This is a genomic window from Pseudoclavibacter chungangensis (genome assembly GCF_013410545.1).
Taxonomy (GTDB): Bacteria; Actinomycetota; Actinomycetes; order Actinomycetales; family Microbacteriaceae; genus Pseudoclavibacter; species Pseudoclavibacter chungangensis.
The window spans coordinates 1,440,905-1,462,941 of sequence record NZ_JACCFV010000001.1; the positions used below are offsets into that span (position 1 = coordinate 1,440,905).

Genomic DNA, 22,037 nt, shown 5'->3' on the forward strand with positions numbered 1-22,037 from the left:
ACCGCGGGTCCGTGTCGGTTCCGCGACCGGGCGCGGTCCTGTGGACAAGCCCGGGCCCACAGACGACGACGGCGCGGCGAGTGATCGCCGCGCCGTCGTCGGGGACGTGTCGCTCAGCCGCCCAGGGCCGCGAGCCAGGATCGCCGCGCCGCGAGCGCGTCCTCGGCCTCGCGCTCGGCCGCCGCGTCGCCGCGAGCCGCGGCCGCGTCACGCTCGGCCTCGAGCTTCGCGATGGCCTCGTGCAGCTGCGCGTGCATCCCCTCGGAGCGCGCCTTCTTCTCGGGGTCGGAGCTGCTCCAGTGGTCGTCGTCGAGCTTGCGCACGTGCTGCTCGACCTGTCGCAGTCGATCCTCGACGGCCTTGAAGCGATCGCGCGGAACGCGCCCGATCTCGTCCCAGCGCCGCTGGATGTCACCAAGCTTCTCGCGCGCCGTCCGGCGGTCCGTGATCTTGAGGATCGGCTGCGCCTCCTCGAGCAGGGCCTCCTTGGCCTCGAGGTTGCCCGACAGCTCCTCGCTCTCGCGCAGGTCGATCTCGCCCTTCGCCTGGAAGAGGACGTCGCCCGCCGCCTTGAACCGGGCCCACAGCGCATCGTCGTACTTGCGGCCGGCCCGGCCGGCGGCCTTCCACTCGTCGAGCAGTCGCCGGTACTCGGCCACCCCGTCGGCTCCGCGCGGTGCGAGCTCCTCGGCGCGCTCGATGATGCGGTTCTTCGCGTCCCGTGCCTGCTTGTGCGTCGCGTCGAGCTCGGCGAAGAAGGCCCGTCGCTCGCTGTCGATCGTGTTGCGGGCCTGTCGGAACCGCTTCCAGAGGGCATTGGCATCCGACTTCGGCAGGCGTGGGCCGGTCTGCTGGTGCGACTGCCACTGTGCGAAGAGATCGTCCATCGCGGCGGACGTCTGCTTCCACTGCACGGAGGCGGGATCCTGTGCGGCGAGGCGCTCCGCCTCGACGACGATCGCCTCGCGCGTGGCGATCGCCTCGGCGAGCTGCGCGCGCGACTCCTGCTGCTGCTGCTCGGTGAGCTCGCTCACGGAGCCACCCAGCGCGCCGAGCCGCGTGCGCAGCGATGCGAGGTCGCCGACGACGTTCGCGCCCTGGAGCTGTTGCTCGAGGTGCGCGACCGAGCGGGCGACGTCGCTCGCGGGCGCGCCGTTGCGGACGCGCTGTTCGAGCACCGAGACCTGACCCTCGAGGTCGGAGAACTTCCGCACGAAGTAGGCGAGAGCCTCCTCCGGCGTACCGTCCGGGTACTGGCCCACCTGGCGCTCGACGCCGTCTTCGACGACATAGACGGTGCCGTCTTCTTCGACGCGGCCCCAGGGGTGTTCAGGGAGTGCAGACATGATCGGGTGTTCCCTCGACGTTAGGCGTGTGCGCTGAGCGCGGTGCAACCAGACTAGGACATCGGCCGGGCCCCGCGATGCAGTTCGCGGCTGAGGTCGGGGCGAGTCACGGACGAGCTCAGGACAGGGAGATCCCCGTGATGACCGCCGGAGCGACAGGAGCACCGTCCGAGGCACCGCCCTGCACGCCCTGGGCCACGATCTGCGACCGCAGTTCGTCGAGTCCGCTCGTGACCGTGCCGAAGATCGTGTAGCCGCCGCCGTCCGTCGGGAGCGTCGTGTCCTCGTAGACGATGAAGAACTGGCTCCCCATGCTGTTCGGGTCCTGCGTGCGGGCCATCGCGATCGTCCCGGCCGGATAGACGCCGTCGGCGGGAGCGTTCTCGATCGGTCCCCACGTGTAGCCGGGGCCGCCCTGGCCCGTGCCCTCCGGATCACCGCACTGGAGGACGTAGAGCCCTTCCGTCGTGAGTCGGTGGCACGCCGTGTCGTCGTAGTAGCCCGACTGGCTGAGCGAGATCATGTTGGCGACCGCCTGCGGCGCCGCGGCGCCGTTCAGGTCGATGCCGAGCTCGAGGGAGCCGTTGAACGTCATCGTCCCGGTCCACGTGCGTCCCTCGGCGAGCGCCGGATCCGGGGCGGTGGCGGCCGGCGTCTCCGCCGACGTGGTCTCCGTGGCCACCGGCTCCGTCACGGGCGCACCGGGGCCGCCGACGAAGAAGAAGACCTGCGCGGCACCCGCGAGCAGTGCGACGACGGCGAGCGTGATGCCCGCCGCGACGTTGTCACGCTTGCGGCGGCGCTGCTGCCGGTCGTTCACCGCCACGCGCGCCTCGAAGGCGCGCTGACGGCGCTTGTTCTCACGGGACTGCTTGCTGGACGCCACGGTACCTCTTCGGGATCGCCGGATGGACGGCGACCACGGTCGCCGGGGTGAGTTTACTAACATCTCGCACATGACGGACGACGGATCGGCACTGCACTCCACGACGGCGCCACTGGCCGTCCGGATGCGACCCCGGTCCCTCGACGAGGTCGTCGGCCAGCGACACCTCATGCGCCCCGGTTCGCCGCTCGTCACGCTCGCCTCGGGGGAGTCCACGCGGGCCGCCGGGACATCGGTCATCCTGTGGGGACCGCCCGGGACGGGGAAGACCACGATCGCGCAGACGATCGCGCACACCTCGAACCGCCGGTTCGTGCAGCTCAGCGCGATCTCGGCGGGCGTCAAGGACGTGCGCGCCGCGATGGACGAGGCCCTCTCGCAGCGCGATCTGTACGGCATGCAGACCGTCCTGTTCCTCGACGAGATCCATCGGTTCACGAAGGCCCAACAGGATGCGCTGCTCCCTGGCGTCGAGAACGGCTGGGTGACGCTCGTCGCGGCGACGACGGAGAACCCGTCGTTCTCCGTCATCACACCCCTCCTCTCGCGCAGCCTGCTGCTCACGCTCCAACCGCTCGACGACGCCGACCTCGCGGAACTCCTCGACCGTGCGGTCGACGATCCGCGCGGCCTCGGCGGCGCACCGGCCCTCGACGACGACGCGAAGCGGGCGATCATCCAGTTCGCCTCGGGCGATGCCCGACGCGCGCTCACGACGCTCGAGGCGTCCGCCGAGTCCGCCGTGACCGAGGGGGCCGGGACCATCACCGCCGAGCACGTGGCGGCCGCGAGCGATCAGGCGCTCCTGCGCTACGACCGCGACGGCGACGAGCACTACGACGTCATCAGCGCGTTCATCAAGTCGATCCGGGGGAGCGATCCCGACGCGGCCGTCCACTACCTGGCGCGCATGATCGTCGCGGGGGAGGACCCGCGCTTCATCGCTCGGCGCCTCATGATCTCGGCGGCCGAGGACATCGGGCTCGCGGACCCCGACGCGCTCGGGGTCGCGGTGGCGGCCGCCCAGACCGTGCAGCTCATCGGGATGCCGGAGGGCCGCATCCCGCTCGCCGAGGCGACGATCTATCTCGCGACCGCACCGAAGTCGAACGCCGCGTACCTCGCGGTCGACGAGGCCATCGCCGACGTCAAGGCGGGGAAGGCCGGTCGGGTGCCCGTCCACCTCCGCGACGCGCACTACGCGGGTGCCAAGAAGCTCGGCCACGGACGCGGCTACCGGTACCCGCACGACGCCGAGCTCGGTGTCGTCGCGCAGCAGTACCTGCCCGACCCGCTCGTGGGGCGCGAGTACTACCGTCCGCGCGCGCTCGGTGGCGAACGCGAGGTGCAGGCGCGCCTCGAGCGCATCCGGCGCATCACGCGCGGTGACGGACCGAAACGGACCTGATCTCGCGACCGTCCGCCGCCGGGCGTAGGGTGACCGCTCGTGGCCGGACTCCGTCAACTCTTCGCCGACACGCGCCCCCTGCGCGTCCCGGCGTTCCGCAGGCTGTGGCTCGCGAACATCGTGACCGTGATCGGCGCCCAATTGACGGTCGTCACGATCCCGGCGCAGATCTACGCCGACACCGGATCGTCCGCGTACGTCGGTCTCACCGGACTGTTCGGTCTCGTGCCGCTCATCGTGTTCGGCCTCTGGGGCGGTGCCCTGGCGGATGCGCTCGACCGGCGCGTGCTCCTCGTCGTCACGACGGGCGGGCTCATCGTGACGAGCGGTCTGCTGTGGGCGCAGGCCGCGGCCGGTTCGACCGACGTGTGGCTGCTCCTCGGCCTGTTCGCCCTGCAGCAGTCGTTCTTCGCGATCGACCAGCCGACCCGGAGCGCCGTGATCCCGCGCCTCGTGCCCGCCGAGCAGCTGCCCGCCGCGAACGCCCTGCAGATGACCGTCGTCCAGGCGGGGGCGATCGCGGGACCGCTCGTCGGCGGCGTGCTGATCCCCTTCATCGGCTTCTCGTGGCTCTATCTCGTCGACACGCTGTGCCTGTTCGCGACGCTCGTGGCCGTGCTGCGGCTGCCGTCGCTGCGCGTGGAGGGGAACGTGCAGGCGCCCGGTCTGCGCTCGGTGATCGACGGGTTCCGGTACCTGCGCCTCCACCCCGTGCTGCTCATGTCGTTCGTCGTCGACATCATCGCGATGCTGTTCGGGATGCCGCGCGCACTCTTCCCCGAGATCGCGCACACGTCGTTCGGGGGCGAGAGCGCGGGCGGCCTCGCGTTCGCCGCGCTCTCCGCCGCGATCCCCGCGGGCGCCGTGCTCGGGGGCATCTTCTCCGGCTGGGTCTCGCGCGTGCGACGCCAGGGCGTCGCGGTCGTGTCGGCGATCGTCGTGTGGGGGCTCGCGGTCGTCGCGTTCGGGATCGCCGCCGGGTTCGGGGGCGGTGTGGCGGGCACCATGCTCGTCGTCGCGGTCCTCGCACTCATGGTGGGCGGTGCGGCCGACATGGCGAGCGCCGCGTTCCGGACGAGCATGCTCCAGAGCGCGGCCGAGGACGCCGTGCGCGGTCGCCTGCAGGGCATCTTCATCGTCGTCGTTGCCGGTGGGCCCCGCCTCGCGGACACCCTGCACGGCGGCGCGGCCTCGGTCGTCGGTGCCGCGCCGGCCGCGGCGGGCGGCGGTGTGCTCGTGATCGTCGTGACGATCGTCGCCGTGCTCCTCGTTCCGTCGTTCCTCCGATACCGCGTCGAGTGAGCTGCCCGAGCGCGCCGAACGTGCTAGTCTCGTTCGGTCCGTCTCCCGGATCGTCGTGCGGCTGCGCGCTCGGGAGGACGACGGAGGCCTGTAGCCGGCCCGTCCCGGACACCCATCGAGTTCGACGCCTCGGAGAAAAGGAAGAGGCGGAGAGCATCACTGTCTGCGCGCTCACGCGCGCCTGAACTCAACTCCGGAAGGAACGACGTGTCCAAGACGTCCCGTACCCGCTCGAAGGTGCGCCAGTCGCGCGCCCTCGGCATCGCACTGACCCCGAAGGCCGCCCGCGCACTCGAGAAGCGTCCCTACGCCCCGGGCGAGCACGGCCGCACGCGCCGCAAGACCGACTCCGACTACGCGGTCCGACTCCGCGAGAAGCAGCGTCTGCGGGCGCAGTACGGTCTGCGCGAGAAGCAGCTCCGCATCGTGTTCGAGGAGGCCCGCCGCCTGCCCGGACTGACCGGTGAGAACCTCGTCGAGCTGCTCGAGCAGCGCCTCGACGCGCTCGTGCTCCGCGCCGGATTCGCGCGCACCACGGCACAGGCGCGCCAGATGGTCGTGCACCGCCACATCCTCGTCGACGGCAAGATCGTCGACCGCCCGAGCTTCCGCGTGAAGCCGGGTCAGACCATCGGCGTCAAGCAGCGCTCCGAGGGCACCGAGCCCTTCCAGGTCGCCGCGGCCGGTGGCCACGCCGAGGTCCTGCCCAAGACGCCGGGCTACCTCGTCGTCGACCTGCCCACGCTGCAGGCCAAGCTCGACCGTCGCCCGAAGCGCGCCGAGGTCCCCGTGACCTGTGAGGTCCAGCTCGTCGTCGAGTACTACGCAGCTCGCTAGTCCGGCCGACGCTACGATTGGGGCGGGTCATCGCACGATGACCCGCCCCTCGTGGCCTCCCACCGGGTCCGAGACCACCCATCGATCGAAACGAGGTTCGCCATGACCGGAGGAGACGTCGCCGGGCTCATCGCCGCGGGCGTGTTCCTGCTGCTCACCGCCCTGCTCGCCGTGCCGCTCATCAAGCTGGGTGGCGTGTTCGACGAGCTCCGCGCGGGCATCCGCGAGTCGGTCGACGCGATCACGCCCACGCTCGCCGAGACGCAGGTGACCGTGCTGGAGGCGAACAAGCAGCTCGCGAAGATCGACACGATCACGACCGACGTCGCCGACACGACGACGAACGTCTCGAGCCTCGTCTCGCTCACGGCGGCGACCGTCGGTGGTCCGCTCATCAAGATCGCCGGCTTCTCGGCCGCCGCGCGCGCCGCGTTCCGCAGCCTCCGCGGGGTCCGCAAGTGAGCGTCGTCCGGGGAACCCTCCTCGTGATCGGCGGCGTCGCCGCCGGCTTCGCGCTCGCCCACCTCGTCAACTCCACCGAGCGGGGCGGTGCCGCCTTCGCCGACCTGAACGCGAAGATCGACGCGTTCCGCGAGGCGGTGCGCGACGGCTACGACGCCCGCACCCAGGAACTGCTCGCCGCGGTCGAGCGCACCCCCGTTCCCGGCGACCGCTGACGCGTCCGTCGCGTCCGTCGCGTCCGTCGCGTCCGCGAACCGAATCCTTCCGAGAGGCCAGAACCCCAGTCATGCAGACCGCCGAGATCCGCCGCCGATTCCTCGACTACTTCGAGCGGCGCGGTCACCAGGTCGTCCCCTCCGCGTCACTCGTGAGCGACGACCCCACCATCCTCTTCACGATCGCGGGCATGGTCCCGTTCATCCCGTACTTCACGGGCGTCGTCCCCGCGCCGTTCCCGCGCGCCACGAGCGTGCAGAAGTGCATCCGGACGCTCGACATCGAAGAGGTCGGCAAGACGCCGCGGCACGGCACGTTCTTCCAGATGTGCGGCAACTTCTCGTTCGGCGACTACTTCAAGCGCGGCGCGATCGAGTTCGCGTGGGAGCTGCTCACGACCCCCGAGGACGAGGGCGGCCTCGGCTTCGACCCCGACGACCTGTGGGTGACCGTCTACGAGGACGACGACGAGGCACGCACGGTGTGGGAGGACGTCATCGGCCTGCCGCACGATCGGGTGCAAGGGCTCGGCATGGGCACGAACTTCTGGTCCGCGGGCGCTGCGGGCAGCCCCGCGGGGCCGTGCTCCGAGATCTTCTTCGACCGGGGCCCCGCCTACGGTATCGAGGGCGGTCCCGCGACGGACGACGACCGCTACGTGGAGATCTGGAACCTCGTCTTCATGCAGTACGAACGCGGCGCGGGGACGTCGAAGGACGACTTCGAACTCGTCCGCGAGCTGCCGAAGAAGAACATCGACACGGGCATGGGGCTCGAGCGCATCGCGTTCCTCAAGCAGGGCGTCGAGAACATGTACGAGATCGACCAGGTGCGGCCCGCGCTCGACGCGGCGGCCTCGCTCGCGGGGACGACGTACGGTGCGGACCACGAGGACGACGTCCGGCTGCGCGTCATCGCGGACCACGTGCGCTCGTCGCTCATGCTCATGTCGGACGGCGTGCAGCCCGGCAACGAGGGCCGCGGGTACATCCTCCGCCGCCTGCTGCGTCGCGTCGTCCGCGCGATGCGCCTCCTCGGCTACGACGCGCCGAGCTTCCCCGTGCTGTTCCCCGCGTCGCGTGACGCCATGAAGGACGCCTACCCCGAGGTCGTCGCGGACTTCGACCGCATCTCCCGGCTCGCCTACGCCGAGGAGGAGACCTTCCGGCGCACGCTCGCGCAGGGCACCGTCATCCTCGACGAGGCCGTCTCCGCGACGAAGCAGGAGGGAGCGACGACGCTGTCCGGCGACACCGCGTTCCTGCTCCACGACACGTTCGGCTTCCCGATCGACCTCACGGTCGAGATGGCCGAGGAGGCCGGGCTGCAGGTCAACCGCGGCGCGTTCGACGAGCTCATGAGCGAGCAGCGCGCACGCGCACGCGCCGACGCGAAGTCGAAGCGCACGGCGCTCGCCGACGTCGGCGTCTACTCGGAGTTCCGGGCCCTCGGCGAGACGCGCTTCGTGGGCTACACCGAACTCGAGCACGAGTCCGAGGTGCTCGGCATCCTCCAGGACGGCCACCCCGTCCGGGAAGCGAGCGCGGGCGCGCAGATCGAGCTCATCCTCGACGAGACCTCGCTGTACGCCGAAGCGGGCGGTCAGGACGCCGACTCGGGTGCGATCGTCGGCCGTTCCGGTGACTTCGCCGCCGAGGTCGTCGACGTGCAGCGCCCCGTCCCCGGGCTCGTGAGCCACACGGTCACCGTCACGCAGGGGCACGTCGCGGTCGGCGACCGCGTCGAGACGGTCGTCGATGCCGCGTACCGCCGTGGGGCGAACCAGGCGCACTCGGCGACCCACCTCATCCACGCCGCCCTCCGCGACACGCTCGGCGACGACGCCCACCAGTCCGGTTCGTACAACCGCGCGGGCTACATGCGACTCGACTTCACATGGTCGCAGGCGCTCTCGCCGGCGACGCGGAGCGAGATCGAGGAGATCGCGAACAACGCGATCCGGCAGGACTACGAGGTCGTGACCCGCGAGCTCCCGATCGACGAGGCCAAGGCCCTCGGGGCACGGGCGCTCTTCGGCGAGAAGTACGGCTCGGTCGTCCGCATGGTGGACATCGGCGGCCCGTGGTCGCGCGAGCTGTGCGGTGGGACGCACGTCGCGCACTCGTCCGAGATCGGGCTCGTCAACCTCGTCGGTGAATCGAGCGTCGGAAGCGCGAACCGGCGCATCGAGTCCCTCGTCGGCCGTGACGCGTTCAAGGACTTCGCCGCGGAGCGCGCGATCGTGCAGACGCTCTCGACGAACCTCAAGACGCCGCGGGGGCAACTCGAACAGCGCGTCGGTGAACTCGTCACGAACCTGAAGGCCGCCGAGCGGCGCATCGCCGAACTCGAGTCGGCACAGCTCGCCCTCCGTGCGCCCGACATCGCGGGTGCCGCGTCGAGGGCGGGAGCCGTGACCCTCGCGGGCGCCGAGGTGGGGGAGATCGCGTCGAGCGACGACCTCCGTTCCCTCGCCCTCGCGGTCCGCGACCGGCTCGGCAGCGTGCCGGCCGTCGTGGCGCTCGGCGCGACGTCGAAGGGCAAGCCCGTCGTCCTCGTCGCCACGAACGAGGCGGCGCGCGGTGCTGGCGTCAAGGCCGGTGCCCTCGTGCGCACGGCCGCGCAGGTGCTCGGCGGCGGCGGTGGCGGACGCGACGACGTCGCTCAGGGCGGTGGACAGGACGCGACGAAGCTCGCCGAGGCGCTGACCGCCGTCGCGCGGCAGTTGGGCGACTGAGCGTGCGGCACGGCACGCGGCTCGGTGTCGACGTCGGGCGCGCGCGCATCGGTGTCGCGCGTTCGGATCCGTCCGGCCTGCTCGCGACGCCCGTCGAGACGGTGCCTCGCGACACCACGAGGGAGCGGCACGTCGCGGCGATCGTCGCGCACGTCGTCGAGACCGACGCGATCGAGGTGCTCGTGGGGCTGCCCCTGTCGCTCGCAGGCGGCGACACGCCGTCGACGACCGATGCCCGCGACGTCGCCGCGGCGATCGCGGAGGCGACCGAGGTACCCGTGCGGCTCGTCGACGAGCGACTCACGACGGTCACCGCGGCGCGACAACTGCGCGACGTGGGGCGCAGCGCCAGCAGATCGCGCGACCGGATCGACCAGATGGCGGCCGTAGTACTCTTGCAGAACGCATTGGACGCCGAACGGTCCACTGGGCGTGAGCCGGGGGCGCCAGTGGAACGAAGGGACGAGGATTCTGTCGGATCAGAACCGAAGCGATGACCAGCACGCGCACGCAGGCGCCGACCCGTTCAGCGAGTTGCTCGCGGGGGAGACGCTGAACTCGGACGGCACGCCGACGAGCAGACGCGCTCGACGTCGCGCGGAGAGCGACGCGAAGCCACGTCGTCGCCGCGGCCCGATCATCGCGATCGTGGTCGTGCTCGCTCTGCTCGTCGCGGGTGGGGGCATCGGCTGGGTCGCGTTCGGCGATCGGATCCAGAGCGTGCTCGGCCTCGATGCGGGCGACTTCGAGGGGGCGGGCAACGGCACCGAGGTCCTCTTCACGGTCGTCGACGGCGACACGGGCACGCAGATCGGCGAACGGCTGACCGAGGAGGGCGTCGTGAAGTCCGTCAAGGCGTTCGTCTCGGCCGTCACCGGCCGCGCCGAGGAGCCCGTCTTCCAGCCCGGCACCTTCAAGCTGCAGGCGGAGATGAGCGCCGACAGCGCGCTCGACGCGCTGCTCGACCCGGCGAACCTCGCCCACTCGACGGTTCTCGTGCGAGAGGGGGAGACCCAGGCCGACGCGTTCAGCGTGATCGAGAGTTCACTCGGCATTCCCGCGACGGAGCTCGAGGCGCTCGCCGCGGATCCGCAATCGTTCGGTCTGCCCGCCGAGGCGACGAGTCTCGAGGGCTTCCTGTTCCCGGCGACCTACGACTTCGAGGACGGCGTCGACGCGCGCACCGTCCTCCAGACCATGGTCGATCGTGCGATGCAATCGCTCGACGAGCACGGCGTCGCGCCGGAATCGCGCTGGGACGTCGTCCGGCTCGCCTCGCTCATCCAGAAGGAAGCCGGCCTGCGCGAGGACTACTACAAGGTGTCGCGCGTCTTCCTCAACCGGCTCGCGATCGACATGCCGCTGCAGTCCGATGCGACCGTCGCGTACGGAACGGGGAACACGCACCGCGTGGAGACGACCGACGCCGAACGCGCCGACGCCTCGAACCCGTTCAACACGTACGTGCACACGGGCATGGTCGCGGGCCCCATCTCGAACCCCGGCGATCTCGCGATCGACGCGGCCGTGAATCCCGCCGACGGGCAGTGGCTCTACTTCGTCACCTGGAACCTCGAGACGGGCGAGACGATCTTCTCGAACACGTACGAGGAGCACCTCGCGGCGGTCGCGAAGTGGCAGCAGTGGATGGCGGAGCACCCTGAGTACGGTTGAGACGCGGCTCGCGGTACTCGGCTCACCGATCGCCCACTCGCGATCGCCCGAGCTGCACACCGCGGCCTACCGTGCCCTCGGACTCGACTGGTCGTACGGGCGCTTCGACGTCGACGAGTCCACGCTCGGGGCGTTCCTCGACGCTCGCGGCGGCGGATGGCGCGGCCTGTCGCTGACGATGCCGCTCAAGTCGGCCGTGATCCCGCGCTGCGCGACGGTTTCGGAGACCGCCGAACTCGCGGGCGCGGTCAACACGCTCGTGTTCGACGACGGCGGCCCGCGAGCCGCGGCGCACGGACACAACACCGACGTCGACGGATTCCGATCGGCGCTGCGTGAAGTGGGTGCCGTGCCGTCACGCGTCGATCTGCTCGGCGCCGGCAACACGGCCGCGTCCGCGGTCGTCGCGGTCGCGGGCCTCGGGGCCCGTCGACTCCGCGTCCTCGCGCGCCGCCCGGAGCGGGCGCGCCCCCTCGCGGATCTCGCCCGTCGCCTCGGACTCGACGTCGAGGTCGTCGAACTCTCGTCGTTCGTCGCCGACGACGAGGTCGACCTCGTCGTGGACACGATCCCCGACGGACGGCACGTGCACGTCCGGTATCCCGCGGACGTCCGAGCGCGGGCGACGCTCTTCGAGGCCGTCTACGATCCGTGGCCGCCCGCGATGGCCGCGTTGTGGCTCGACGTCGGCGGTCGCGTCGTCACGGGGCTCGACCTGCTCGTGCACCAGGCGGTCGGCCAGGTGCGGCTCTTCGTGCGGCCGGAGGACGAGGCCGTCGCGCTGCCGGACGCGACACTCGTCGGCATCATGCGCGCGGCGCTCGGGGTGTCGAGCGGCCACTGACCGACCGCTGCGCCGCCACCGTCCACGCTCGTGGGAAGATGGTTCCCATGCTCAGATGGCTCACGGCGGGCGAATCCCACGGTCCCGAACTCCTCGCGATCATCGAAGGACTCCCCGCGGGCGTTCCCCTCTCGCTCGACGACCTGCGCGCCGATCTCGCGCGGCGCAAGCTCGGCCACGGTCGTGGCGCCCGCATGAAGTTCGAGCAGGACGAACTGCACCTGTCGGCGGGCGTCCGGCACGGGCTCACGATGGGCTCGCCCGTCGGCATCCGCATCGGGAACACGGAGTGGCCGAAGTGGACCGAGGTGATGAGCCCCGAGCCCGTGGACGAGGCCGTGTTCGAGACGGGCCGAGGGCAACGGCTCACGCGCCCGCGCCCGGGACACGCCGACCTGACGGGAATGCAGAAGTACGGGTTCGACGACGCGCGTCCCGTCCTGGAGCGCGCGAGTGCACGTGAGACGGCCGCGCGCGTCGCGCTCGGTGCGATCGCGAAGCGGCTTCTCGCCGAGCTCGGCGTCCGGACCGTGAGCCACACCCTCGCGATCGGGACGGTCCGAGTGCCCGAGGGCACGGCGCTCCCCGCACCCGACGACGTCGATCGGCTCGATGCGGACCCCGTGCGCATCTTCGACAGCGAGACGTCCGAGCGCGCCGTCGCGCTCATCGACGAGGCGCGCAAATCGGGCGACACGCTCGGTGGGGTGACCGAGGTGCTCGTGTACGGGCTCCCACCCGGCCTCGGTTCCTACGTGCAGTGGGATCGTCGCCTCGACGCCGACCTGGCACGGGCGCTCATGAGCATCCAGGCCATCAAGGGCGTCGAGGTCGGCGACGGGTTCGAGACGACGCGGCGGCCCGGCACGGCGGCCCACGACCCCCTGTTCGCGACCGACGACGGCATCGCGCGCTCGTCTGGCCGCGCCGGCGGTATCGAGGGCGGGATGTCGACCGGCGGCGTCCTGCGTGTGCGCGCCGGTATGAAACCCATCGCGACGGTGCCGCGCGCCCTGCACACGGTCGACGTCGCGACGGGCACGGACGCGACCGCGCACCACCAGCGCTCCGACGTGTGCGCCGTCCCGGCATCCGGCGTCGTGGCGGAGGCCATGGTCGCCCTCACGGTCGCCGACGCGCTGCTCCGCAAATTCGGCGGCGACTCGCTCGCCGAGACGCGGCGCAACCTCGACGCGTACGTCGCGGCCGTTCCCGACGCCCTGCGGACGACCCCGGACGAGTTCGACGGTCCGGACGACGACCGAGATGTCGACGACACGCCCATGGGTGACTCGCTGAGCGAGTGGCGGGTATGAGCATCGTCCTCATCGGCCCACCCGCCGCGGGGAAGACGAGAGGCGGGCGGCGGCTCGCCCGTCGGCTCGACGTCGAGTTCGTCGACACCGATCGGGTCATCGTCTCGCGCCACGGACCGATCCCGGATGTCTTCGCGAGCCACGGCGAGAGCGGGTTCCGCGCGATCGAACGCGAGGTCGTCGCCGAGGCGCTCGACGGTGGCGGCGTCGTGTCGCTCGGTGGGGGAGCCGTCATGGACCCGGACACCCAGCGACTGCTGCCGCCGCACACGGTCATCCAGCTCGTCGCGTCGCCCGCGGCGATCGAACGACGCATCCGCGGATCGACGAAGCGTCCGCTGATCCGCAGCATCGACGACTGGCAACGCCTGTACGACGCGCGGCGGGAGACGTACGAGCGACTCGCGACGGTCACCTTCGACACGTCGCACGGAACCATGGCGGCGGTCGTCGCCGACATCGAGCAGTGGGTGCGTGCGCACCGGGAAGAGGACGAGCGATGACCACGTCGACGGACACGACGACGATCGAGATCGCGGGTGCGCACGGGGACGTGGTGATCGGCCACGGGCTCATCGCCCACCTCGACCGGGTGCTGCCGACACTGCTCGCGGACGGCGTCGAGAAGATCCTCATCGTGCACGCGCCCGCACTCGCGAGCATCTCCGAGGCCGTCCGCACGCAGCTCGCCGAGCGGTACCGGGAGGTCCTGCTCGCCGAGATCCCCGATGCGGAGGGTGCGAAGCGCGTCGAGGTGGCGGCGTTCTGCTGGCAGATCCTCGGCCAGGCCGACTTCACGCGTTCGGACGCGGTCGTGACGATCGGTGGCGGCGCGACGACCGATGTCGGGGGATTCATCGCGGCGACGTGGCTGCGCGGCGTGCAGGTCGTCCACGTCCCGACGACCGTGCTCGCGATGGTGGATGCGGCGATCGGCGGCAAGACGGGCATCAACACGAACGAGGGCAAGAACCTCGTCGGCTCGTTCCACGCCCCGGCCGGTGTCGTCGTCGATCTCGACGTGCTCGCGGACCTCCCGAGGAACGAGTTGCTCGCGGGCCTCGCGGAGGTCGTCAAGGCCGGCTTCATCGCCGAGCCGGAGATCCTCGACATCATCGAGACGGACCCCGACCGGGCGACCGATCCGTCGACGCCGGAGTTCCGCCGCATGATCGAGCTCGCGATCGGGGTGAAGGCCCGCGTCGTGAGGGAGGACTTCACCGAACAGGGCCTGCGCGAGATCCTCAACTACGGACACACGCTCGGCCACGCGATCGAGAACGCCGAACGCTACAAGTGGCGCCACGGCGCGGCCGTCGCGATCGGCATGGTGTTCGTCGCCGAGCTCGCGAGGCTGAGCGGGCGCCTGTCCGACGAGGTCGCCGACCGCCACCGTCGCGTGCTCGAGCTGCTCGGTCTCCCGACGGGATACCCCGCTGGGCGCTGGAACACCCTGCTCGCCACGATGCGTCGCGACAAGAAGGCGCGTGGCGCCATGATGCGGTTCGTCGTGCTCGACGACCTCGCGAAGCCGACGATCATGCAGGCGCCCGACGAGTCCCTCCTGTTCGCCGCGTACCAGGAGATCGCCACCTGACGTGCGTGTGTCGGGGTGCGCGGCGTCGGACGAGGACGACCAGCGAACGGTCGCATACGACTCGAGGTCTATTTCCGTCGCACACGTCCCTGGGAGAGTGCCCGTCCGGCACAATGGTGCGTGACTCGACCGATCGCGTTCGAGCAATGACCCCCGGCATGTGCCGCACGCAAGGAGTTCCCGTGTCAGATTCGATCTCGCAGAATCCCTACAACACGAACGTCGCGGACAACCCCGCAGGCCGGACGAACGTCATGGCGATCATCGCGCTCGTCACCGGCATCATCGGGTTCGCGATCGTCCCGGTCGTGCTCGGACACATCGCGCTCAGCCAGATCAAGCGCACGGGTGAGGGCGGCAAGGCGCTGGCGATCGTCGGCCTCGTTCTCGGCTACCTGGGTGTTGCCGGCTGGCTGATCTTCTGGATCCTGTTCGTGGTCATCGGTTCCATCGGCACCTCGGTCGCCACGTACAACTCCTGAGTCCGACTGCGGCGGGGCCCTCCGCCGCGGTCGCGCGAGACCGATCGACGACGAGGACGGCGAACGATGGACACGAACACCCCGGCCCCCGCACCACCGCGACCGACGACCGACGAGCGACCCGCCGACGAGGTCCCCGGTGACGGGCGTGCACTCGTCCCCGCTCCGCCCGTGCCCGCCCCGGCGCCCGTTGACGATCCGACGGCCCGCGGGCTCGCGATCGCGGCCCTCGTGACCGCCGCCGCCGGATTCGGGCCGGTCGCGATCGTCCTCGGCCACATCGCGCTCGTCCGACTCCCCGCAGCCACGGACGGTCGCGGCCTCGCGATCGCCGGGCTCGTCCTCGGCTACATCACGACCGTCGGCTTCGTGATCGGGATGCTCGTCGTGGCGATCATGACGATCCTCCCGATCCTCGTCATCGCGATCATCGCGATCGGCTCGGCCGCCGGCGCGGGGTGACCCGCCGACGGCGCCGATCCGACCACGCCCGCCGAGCGACGAACGAACCGACCGACGACACCCTCGGTGTCAGAAGGAGAAACAGCACGTTGACGAACAATCCCGAGATCCCAGGTGTCCCCAAGCCCGACGGCCTGTCGCCGTACGGGCCCGTCCCGCCGAGCCAGCCCCCACAGGGTGGCCAGGTGACCCCCGACGGCGCGCCCGACCAGAGCCCATACGGTGGTCCCTCACCGTACGGCGCCCCACCGGCCGGCCCCGCACCGTACGGCGCCCCACCGGCCGGCCCCGCACCCTACGGCGCCGCCCCCGGACCCGGTCCGGCGTACGGTGCCGCCCCGTACGGCTCGCCGAACCCCTACCTGCAGCAGCCGCAGCAGCATCGGACGAACCCGCTCGCGGTCGTCGCGATCTGCTGTGCCGGTGGCGGGTTCCTCCTGCAGTGGGTCCTCCCGTTCTTCGGACTCGGCATGGTCGCCGGCGTCGTGTGCGGACACATCGCACTCTCACAGATCTCGCGCACGGGTGAGCAGGGTCGCGGCCTCGCGCTCACGGGCGTCATCATCGGGTACGTGGGGATCGGTATCGGTCTCCTCTGGACCCTGCTGTGGCTGTTGATCTTCGCGCCGCTGTTCGGCTACGGACTCCATTACCCGTCCTACTGATCCGCCCCGTCGCCCGCCCGATCGACGGCCGCCCGATCGACGCGACTCGCCCGAGACCGCTAGACTCTCCCGTCGGGCATTTCCACCGAGCAAAGGACTCACCGAATGGCATCGACCGCCGACATCAAGAACGGCATCGTGATGAAGATCGACGGACAGCTCTGGCAGGTCGTCGAGTTCCAGCACGTCAAGCCGGGCAAGGGCGGCGCGTTCGTCCGGACGAAGATCAAGAACGTCGTCTCGGGGAAGACCGTCGACCGCACCTACAACGCGGGCGCGAAGATCGAGACCGCGACCGTGGACCGTCGCGACTACCAGTACCTCTACCGTGACGGCGACGGCTTCGTGTTCATGGACACGAGCGACTATGACCAGCTCACGCTGAGCGACACGATCGTCGGCGACGCCGCGAACTACCTGCTCGAGCAACAGGAGGTCCAGATCGCGCTGCACGAGGGTGAGCCGCTGTACATCGAACTCCCCGCATCGGTCGTCCTCGAGATCACCTACACCGAGCCCGGCCTCCAGGGTGACCGCTCGAACGCGGGCACGAAGCCCGCGACGGTCGAGACCGGCGCCGAGATCCAGGTTCCCCTGTTCCTCAACCAGGGCACCAAGGTCAAGGTCGACACGCGCACGGGGGACTACCTCGGTCGCGTCAACGACTAGTGAGCGCTCGCACGAAGGCCCGCAAGCGGGCGATCGACGTGCTCTTCGCGGCGGACGTGCGCGACGAGCCCGCGGCCGAACTCCTCGCACAGGAGGCCGAGCGGGCGCGGACCCAGCCGGAGCGTGAGACGAGCTGGCGCTACGCGCGCGAGATCGTCCTCGGCGTGCTCGAGCACCAGGACGAGATCGACGAGCTCCTCACGAGCTATGCGCGCGGATGGACCCTCGAGCGCATGCCCGCACTCGACCGGGCGATCCTCCGCATGGCCGTGTGGGAGATCCGCTGGAACGACGAGGTGCCGACCGCGGTCGCCATCACCGAGGCCGTCGAGGCCGCGAAGCAGTATTCGACCGACGACTCGGGCCGCTTCGTGCACGGCCTCCTGGGCCGGATCGCGGAGAGCGTGCCACCGGTCGTCGAATCGTGAACGGTTCGTCTGCGTCCCGCTGCGAGCGGGACGCAGACGAACCGCGTCCGGCGTCCGGGCGCACCGCGCGGGACTGGTAGGCTCGCGAACGCAGATTTCCTTTAATGACCGTCCCGTGAGGCGGGGAAGGGGGTCGCCTTGAATCAGCGCACCGTGCTGCAGCAGGACGACATCGACCGTGCCCTCGTGCGCATCGCGCACCAGATCCTCGAACACAACCGGGGCGCAGACGAACTCGTGCTCCTCGGGATCCCGTCGCGTGGCGTTCAGCTCGCGAAGCGTCTGGGCGTGAACCTGGCTCGCATCGAAGCGGCCGAGGGGCGGATGCTCGATCCGGATGCCATCACCGGCGCGCTCGACATCACGATGTACCGCGACGACCTGCGTCGACGGACACCGCGCGCGCCGCAGCCGACCCGGATCCCGTCCGGAGGACTCGACGGCCGCACCGTCGTGCTCGTCGACGACGTCCTCTACTCGGGCCGCACGGTCCGTGCGGCGCTCGACGCGATCAGCGCGATCGGGCGTCCCCGGGCGGTCCAGCTCGCCGTGCTCGTCGACCGCGGCCACCGGGAGCTCCCGATCCGCGCGGACTTCGTCGGCAAGAACCTTCCGTCGGCGCGGAGCGAGCGCATCGGCGTCGAGCTGCGAGAACTCGACGGGGAGGATCGCGTCGTGATCTCGGAGGAGGGCGCATGAAGCACCTGCTGTCCACGAAGGAACTCTCCCGCGACGACGCCCTGTTGCTGCTCGACACCGCCGAGGACATGGCCCGGGTCGACCAGCAGGAGGTCCGGCGCCTCCCCGCCCTGCGCGGGATCACGGTCGTGAACCTCTTCTACGAGGACTCGACCCGGACCCGGATCTCGTTCGAGGCCGCCGAGAAGCGGCTGAGCGCCGACGTCATCAACTTCGCCGCGAAGGGATCGAGCGTTTCGAAGGGCGAGAGCCTCAAGGACACGGCACAGACGCTGCGCGCGATCGGTGCCGACGCGGTCGTCATCCGCCACCCCTCGACCGGGGCGCCGCAACTGCTCGCCGAGCGCGGATGGATCAACACGCCGATCCTCAACGCGGGCGACGGCATGCACGAGCATCCGACCCAGGCCCTGCTCGACGCGTTCACGATGCGCCGCCGCCTCCACGGCGTCGACGGCGCGCGGGGACGCGATCTCGACGGCGTCCACGTCGTGATCGTCGGCGACATCCTGCACTCGCGCGTCGCACGGTCCAACGTCTGGCTCCTCACCACGCTCGGCGCGCGCGTCACGCTCGTCGCGCCGCCGACCCTGCTGCCCGCCGACACGAGCGTCTGGCCGGCCGCCATCACGCACGATCTCGACGCGGCACTCGCGGACGCGCCCGACGCCGTCATGCTCCTGCGCATCCAGACCGAACGCATGCACGACGCCTACTTCCCGAACCCGCGCGAGTACGCGCGGCTCTGGGGCCTCGGCGAGGAGCGGTTCCGGGCGCTGCCCGGGCGTACCATGGTGATGCATCCCGGGCCGATGAACCGCGGCCTCGAGATCGCGTCCGTCGCCGCCGACTCCCCGCAGTCCACCGTGCTCGAGCAGGTCGCGAACGGGGTCTCCGTCCGCATGGCGGCGCTCTATCTGCTGTGTTCCGGTCCGCGAGAAGGAGACGAACGATGACGGCGACCCTCTATTCGGGCGCACGCCGCTACGGCGAGGAGACCGTCGACGTGCTCGTCGACGGTGAGACGATCGCGGCGATCGGTGAGCCCGGCACGCTCGACGTGCCCGCCGACGCCGAGCGCATCGACGCGACGGGACTCGTGCTGCTTCCGGGCCTCGTCGACCTGCACACGCATCTGCGTCAACCCGGCTTCGAGTCGAGCGAGACCGTGCTCACGGGCACCAGGGCGGCGGCCCGCGGGGGATTCACGACCGTGTTCGCGATGGCGAACACCCAGCCCGTCCAGGACACCGCGGGCGTCGTCGAGGCCGTCGAGGCACTCGGCCGCGAGGCGGGGTACGCCGACGTCCAACCGATCGGTGCCGTCACGGTCGGCCTCGAGGGGGAGCGCCTGAGCGAACTCGGCGCGATGGCCTCGAGCCGCGCACGCGTGCGCGTCTTCTCGGACGACGGGAAGTGCGTCTTCGACCCGCTCATCATGCGCCGCGCGCTCGAGTACGTGAAGACGTTCGGTGGCGTCGTCGCGCAGCACGCGCAGGACCCGCGGCTCACCGAGGGCGCGCAGATGAACGAGGGGGCCCTCTCGGCCGAGCTCGGCCTCGGTGGCTGGCCCGGCGTCGCCGAGACCTCGATCATCGCCCGCGACGTGTTGCTCGCCGAGCACGTCTCCTCACGCCTGCACGTGTGCCACGTGTCGAAGCGCGAATCGGTCGAGATCGTCCGGTGGGCGAAGGATCGCGGCATCGACGTCACCGCCGAGGTCGCGCCTCATCACCTCATCCTCACCGAGGAGCTCGTGCGCGGTTTCGACGCGCGCTTCAAGGTCAACCCCCCGCTGCGGACCGCCGACGACGTCGAGGCGCTGCGCGACGCGCTCGCCGACGGCACGATCGACATCGTCGCGACCGACCACGCGCCGCACCCGGTCGACGCGAAGGAGACCGAGTGGGACCGGGCCGCGATGGGCATGGTCGGGCTCGAATCCGCCCTGCGCATCGTGGACACGACGATGGTCGCGCCCGTTCGCCTCACCTGGCGCGACGTCGCCCGGGTCCTGTCCGAGACGCCCGCCCGCATCGGCTCCGCGGACTGGGCCGGCCGGCCGCTCGACGCGGGCGAGCCGGCGGACCTCGTGTTCTACGAGCCGGGCGATACGCGCGAGTTCACGACCGACGATCTCTCGGGCAAGTCGATCAACTCGCCGTTCCTCGGACGTGAACTGCCGGGCCGTGTCGTGCACACCGTGCACCGCGGCACGCCGACGCTGCGCGACGGTGTGCTCGCCGATCCCCGGGCCGTCGCCGAGGCGGCGCGGTTCCGGACCGCGCGTTCGGAGGACGTCCGTGGAGCTTGACCCGAAGGTCGTGACGGCCCTGATCCTGTTCGTCGCGGTCGTCGTGTTCACCGTGCTGGCCCTCGTCGGCTGGCGCTCACGACGTCGCGCACAGGCCGGCGTCCCGACGCCGCTCACCCCGCCCGCGGGCCCTGAGCCGACCGATCGCTGGGACGACGTGCACTACGTCGCCACGAGCGAGGCCGCGAGGCCGCTCGAGCGCATCACCGTGCCGCCCCTCGCGTACCGCGGGCGGGCCGAACTCGCACTCGTCGAATCCGGTCTCGCCGTGCGCGTCCGCGGCGCCGACCCGTTCCTGATCCCCGCCGACGCGATCGTCGCCGTCGACGGGGTGACCGCGACGATCGACCGCGTCGTCGAGCGCGGCGGCCTCAGCGCCGTCCGCTGGCGACTCGGCGGCGACGCGCCCGATGCGGTCGAGGTCGAGACCACCTTCCGCATCGTCGACCGCGACGACCGCGAGCGATTCCGCGATCGCCTCGACGCCCTCGTTTCCATCGCACCCCCGGAGGAGAACCGATGACCCGACCCACAGCCGCCGTGCTCGTCCTGGAGGACGGGACGCGATACGAGGGCGACGCCTACGGCGCCGTCGGCACGACGCTCGGCGAGGTGGTGTTCTCGACCGGCATGACGGGCTACCAGGAGACGCTGACCGACCCGAGCTACGCGGGGCAGATCGTCGTCGAGACGGCGCCCCACATCGGCAACACCGGCGTGAACGCGGAGGACATGGAGTCCCGCCGCATCTGGACGGCGGGCTTCGCCGTGCGCGACGCCTCGCGCGTCGTGTCGAACTGGCGCGCCGAGGGCAGCCTCGACGACGCGCTCGCCGACGCCGGTGTCGTCGGTATCCGCTCGATCGACACGCGCGCGATCACGCGGCGCATCCGCTCGGAGGGCGCCATGCGCGGCGGCGTGTTCTCGGGCGAGGCCGCGGGGCTCGAGCCCGAGGAGCAACTGCGACGCGTCCGCGAGCAGGAGCCCATGGCGGGCCGCAACCTGTCCTCGGTCGTCTCGACCGACGCCGCGTACGTCGAACCCGCGACGAGCGAGCGCATCGGCTCGGTCGCGATCATCGACCTCGGCATCAAGCGCGCGACCGTGCACGCTCTCGCCGCGCGCGGCTTCGACGTCCACGTCGTCCCCGCGACGACGACGATCGACGAACTGCGCGCGCTGGCCCCGACCGCCGTGTTCTACTCCAACGGCCCGGGCGACCCGGAGGCGTCGGCCGCACACGTCGAGCTGCTGCAGAGCGTGCTCCGCGACGGGACACCGTTCTTCGGCATCTGCTTCGGCAACCAGCTGCTCGGCCGCGCCCTCGGTTTCGGCACCTACAAGCTCCCGTTCGGCCACCGCGGCATCAACCAGCCCGTGCGCGACCAGGCGACTGGACGCATCGAGATCACCGCCCAGAACCACGGCTTCGCGGTCGACGCACCGATCGGCGAGGTCGTCGACACGCCCGCCGGCTTCGGGCGCGCCGAGGTCAGCTACGTGGGCCTCAACGACCAGGTCGTCGAGGGGCTCCGCTGCCTCGACATCCCCGCCTTCAGCGTCCAGTTCCACCCCGAGGCCGCTGCAGGACCCCACGACTCGGCCGACATCTTCGACCGCTTCCGCGACATGGTGCTCGAGCACCGCCGCACGACCGACGCGCCCGAGGGCGCCGCCGAGGAGAACGCCTGAC

24 protein-coding genes are annotated in these 22,037 nt (G+C 71.0%); 22 read left to right on the plus strand and 2 right to left on the minus strand.

Going from position 1 to position 22,037, the window contains the following annotated elements; all coding sequences use genetic code 11:
* Positions 1 to 113: 113 nt before the first annotated feature.
* Both HNR16_RS06495 and HNR16_RS06500 read right to left on the minus strand, forming a co-directional pair.
* The gene (locus HNR16_RS06495) at positions 114 to 1,346 is read right to left on the minus strand and encodes a DUF349 domain-containing protein (protein WP_158040352.1); all 1,233 of its coding nucleotides are present in this window, start codon (positions 1,344 to 1,346) and stop codon (positions 114 to 116) included.
* Between the two features lie 118 nt (positions 1,347 to 1,464).
* Positions 1,465 to 2,232 (minus strand): peptidylprolyl isomerase, encoded by a 768-nt coding sequence (locus HNR16_RS06500; protein WP_225737830.1) that lies wholly within the window; start codon positions 2,230 to 2,232, stop codon positions 1,465 to 1,467.
* Positions 2,233 to 2,302: 70 nt separating this feature from the next.
* On the opposite strand from HNR16_RS06500, the gene HNR16_RS06505 reads away from it, so the two are divergent.
* The 22 genes from HNR16_RS06505 (at position 2,303) to carA (ending at position 22,036) form a co-directional block, all read left to right on the plus strand.
* Positions 2,303 to 3,640 carry a replication-associated recombination protein A gene (locus HNR16_RS06505; protein WP_158040350.1) on the plus strand — a complete coding sequence of 446 codons (1,338 nt, stop codon included), beginning with the start codon at positions 2,303 to 2,305 and terminating at the stop codon, positions 3,638 to 3,640.
* A gap of 39 nt (positions 3,641 to 3,679) precedes the next feature.
* Positions 3,680 to 4,942, plus strand: coding sequence for an MFS transporter (locus HNR16_RS06510; protein WP_158040349.1), 1,263 nt, complete (start codon positions 3,680 to 3,682; stop codon positions 4,940 to 4,942).
* Positions 4,943 to 5,149: 207 nt separating this feature from the next.
* Positions 5,150 to 5,779 (plus strand): 30S ribosomal protein S4, encoded by a 630-nt coding sequence (rpsD, locus tag HNR16_RS06515; RefSeq protein WP_158040348.1) that lies wholly within the window; start codon positions 5,150 to 5,152, stop codon positions 5,777 to 5,779.
* A gap of 102 nt (positions 5,780 to 5,881) precedes the next feature.
* Positions 5,882 to 6,241: a DUF948 domain-containing protein gene (locus HNR16_RS06520; RefSeq protein ID WP_158040347.1), complete on the plus strand. Its 360-nt coding sequence runs from the start codon at positions 5,882 to 5,884 to the stop codon at positions 6,239 to 6,241.
* Positions 6,238 to 6,456, plus strand: coding sequence for a hypothetical protein (locus HNR16_RS06525; protein WP_158040346.1), 219 nt, complete (start codon positions 6,238 to 6,240; stop codon positions 6,454 to 6,456). Before HNR16_RS06520 ends, HNR16_RS06525 begins: the two co-directional genes overlap by 4 nt.
* Positions 6,457 to 6,527: 71 nt before the next feature.
* Positions 6,528 to 9,194 (plus strand): alanine--tRNA ligase, encoded by a 2,667-nt coding sequence (alaS, locus tag HNR16_RS06530; protein WP_158040345.1) that lies wholly within the window; start codon positions 6,528 to 6,530, stop codon positions 9,192 to 9,194.
* 2 nt (positions 9,195 to 9,196) lie between these two features.
* Complete coding sequence (ruvX, locus tag HNR16_RS06535) at positions 9,197 to 9,691, plus strand: Holliday junction resolvase RuvX (protein ID WP_158040344.1); 495 nt, start codon at positions 9,197 to 9,199, stop codon at positions 9,689 to 9,691.
* A gap of 151 nt (positions 9,692 to 9,842) precedes the next feature.
* Entirely contained in the window at positions 9,843 to 10,868 is a 1,026-nt protein-coding gene (gene mltG / locus HNR16_RS06540) for an endolytic transglycosylase MltG (protein ID WP_179558141.1), read from the plus strand.
* Positions 10,855 to 11,712 carry a shikimate dehydrogenase gene (locus HNR16_RS06545; RefSeq protein ID WP_158040342.1) on the plus strand — a complete coding sequence of 286 codons (858 nt, stop codon included), beginning with the start codon at positions 10,855 to 10,857 and terminating at the stop codon, positions 11,710 to 11,712. The genes mltG and HNR16_RS06545 overlap by 14 nt, the downstream gene beginning before the upstream one ends.
* A 47-nt stretch (positions 11,713 to 11,759) precedes the next feature.
* The gene (gene aroC, locus HNR16_RS06550; protein WP_158040341.1) at positions 11,760 to 13,028 is read left to right on the plus strand and encodes a chorismate synthase; all 1,269 of its coding nucleotides are present in this window, start codon (positions 11,760 to 11,762) and stop codon (positions 13,026 to 13,028) included.
* Entirely contained in the window at positions 13,025 to 13,531 is a 507-nt protein-coding gene (locus tag HNR16_RS06555) for a shikimate kinase (protein WP_158040340.1), read from the plus strand. Before aroC ends, HNR16_RS06555 begins: the two co-directional genes overlap by 4 nt.
* On the plus strand, positions 13,528 to 14,625 hold the full coding sequence (aroB, locus tag HNR16_RS06560) for a 3-dehydroquinate synthase (RefSeq protein ID WP_158040339.1): 1,098 nt from the start codon (positions 13,528 to 13,530) through the stop codon (positions 14,623 to 14,625). Before HNR16_RS06555 ends, aroB begins: the two co-directional genes overlap by 4 nt.
* Before the next feature lie 182 nt (positions 14,626 to 14,807).
* On the plus strand, positions 14,808 to 15,107 hold the full coding sequence (locus tag HNR16_RS06565; protein ID WP_179558142.1) for a DUF4190 domain-containing protein: 300 nt from the start codon (positions 14,808 to 14,810) through the stop codon (positions 15,105 to 15,107).
* A 66-nt stretch (positions 15,108 to 15,173) separates the two neighbouring features.
* Positions 15,174 to 15,569, plus strand: coding sequence for a DUF4190 domain-containing protein (locus HNR16_RS06570; protein WP_158040337.1), 396 nt, complete (start codon positions 15,174 to 15,176; stop codon positions 15,567 to 15,569).
* A gap of 89 nt (positions 15,570 to 15,658) precedes the next feature.
* Entirely contained in the window at positions 15,659 to 16,234 is a 576-nt protein-coding gene (locus tag HNR16_RS17805; protein ID WP_218868393.1) for a DUF4190 domain-containing protein, read from the plus strand.
* A gap of 105 nt (positions 16,235 to 16,339) precedes the next feature.
* Positions 16,340 to 16,903 carry an elongation factor P gene (gene efp, locus HNR16_RS06580; RefSeq protein ID WP_158040336.1) on the plus strand — a complete coding sequence of 188 codons (564 nt, stop codon included), beginning with the start codon at positions 16,340 to 16,342 and terminating at the stop codon, positions 16,901 to 16,903.
* The gene (gene nusB, locus HNR16_RS06585) at positions 16,903 to 17,331 is read left to right on the plus strand and encodes a transcription antitermination factor NusB (RefSeq protein ID WP_158040335.1); all 429 of its coding nucleotides are present in this window, start codon (positions 16,903 to 16,905) and stop codon (positions 17,329 to 17,331) included. Before efp ends, nusB begins: the two co-directional genes overlap by 1 nt.
* A 138-nt stretch (positions 17,332 to 17,469) precedes the next feature.
* Complete coding sequence (gene pyrR, locus HNR16_RS06590) at positions 17,470 to 18,030, plus strand: bifunctional pyr operon transcriptional regulator/uracil phosphoribosyltransferase PyrR (protein WP_158040334.1); 561 nt, start codon at positions 17,470 to 17,472, stop codon at positions 18,028 to 18,030.
* Complete coding sequence (locus tag HNR16_RS06595) at positions 18,027 to 18,986, plus strand: aspartate carbamoyltransferase catalytic subunit (RefSeq protein WP_158040333.1); 960 nt, start codon at positions 18,027 to 18,029, stop codon at positions 18,984 to 18,986. The genes pyrR and HNR16_RS06595 overlap by 4 nt, the downstream gene beginning before the upstream one ends.
* The gene (locus tag HNR16_RS06600; RefSeq protein ID WP_158040332.1) at positions 18,983 to 20,344 is read left to right on the plus strand and encodes a dihydroorotase; all 1,362 of its coding nucleotides are present in this window, start codon (positions 18,983 to 18,985) and stop codon (positions 20,342 to 20,344) included. Before HNR16_RS06595 ends, HNR16_RS06600 begins: the two co-directional genes overlap by 4 nt.
* Entirely contained in the window at positions 20,334 to 20,867 is a 534-nt protein-coding gene (locus HNR16_RS06605; RefSeq protein ID WP_158040331.1) for a PH-like domain-containing protein, read from the plus strand. Before HNR16_RS06600 ends, HNR16_RS06605 begins: the two co-directional genes overlap by 11 nt.
* Complete coding sequence (gene carA, locus HNR16_RS06610; protein WP_158040330.1) at positions 20,864 to 22,036, plus strand: glutamine-hydrolyzing carbamoyl-phosphate synthase small subunit; 1,173 nt, start codon at positions 20,864 to 20,866, stop codon at positions 22,034 to 22,036. The genes HNR16_RS06605 and carA overlap by 4 nt, the downstream gene beginning before the upstream one ends.
* Position 22,037 lies beyond the last annotated feature (1 nt).

Bases quoted from the DNA above. Each gene is read 5' to 3' on its own strand.
- HNR16_RS06555 (WP_158040340.1), top strand. From the start codon at position 13,025: ATGAGCATCGTCCTCATCGGCCCACCCGCCGCGGGGAAGACGAGAGGC.
- HNR16_RS06520 (WP_158040347.1), top strand. From the start codon at position 5,882: ATGACCGGAGGAGACGTCGCCGGGCTCATCGCCGCGGGCGTGTTCCTG.
- HNR16_RS06570 (WP_158040337.1), top strand. From the start codon at position 15,174: ATGGACACGAACACCCCGGCCCCCGCACCACCGCGACCGACGACCGAC.
- aroB (WP_158040339.1), top strand. From the start codon at position 13,528: ATGACCACGTCGACGGACACGACGACGATCGAGATCGCGGGTGCGCAC.
- HNR16_RS06505 (WP_158040350.1), top strand. From the start codon at position 2,303: ATGACGGACGACGGATCGGCACTGCACTCCACGACGGCGCCACTGGCC.
- carA (WP_158040330.1), top strand. From the start codon at position 20,864: ATGACCCGACCCACAGCCGCCGTGCTCGTCCTGGAGGACGGGACGCGA.
- alaS (WP_158040345.1), top strand. From the start codon at position 6,528: ATGCAGACCGCCGAGATCCGCCGCCGATTCCTCGACTACTTCGAGCGG.
- HNR16_RS06495 (WP_158040352.1), bottom strand. From the start codon at position 1,346: ATGTCTGCACTCCCTGAACACCCCTGGGGCCGCGTCGAAGAAGACGGC.
- efp (WP_158040336.1), top strand. From the start codon at position 16,340: ATGGCATCGACCGCCGACATCAAGAACGGCATCGTGATGAAGATCGAC.
- aroC (WP_158040341.1), top strand. From the start codon at position 11,760: ATGCTCAGATGGCTCACGGCGGGCGAATCCCACGGTCCCGAACTCCTC.
- HNR16_RS06595 (WP_158040333.1), top strand. From the start codon at position 18,027: ATGAAGCACCTGCTGTCCACGAAGGAACTCTCCCGCGACGACGCCCTG.
- HNR16_RS06600 (WP_158040332.1), top strand. From the start codon at position 18,983: ATGACGGCGACCCTCTATTCGGGCGCACGCCGCTACGGCGAGGAGACC.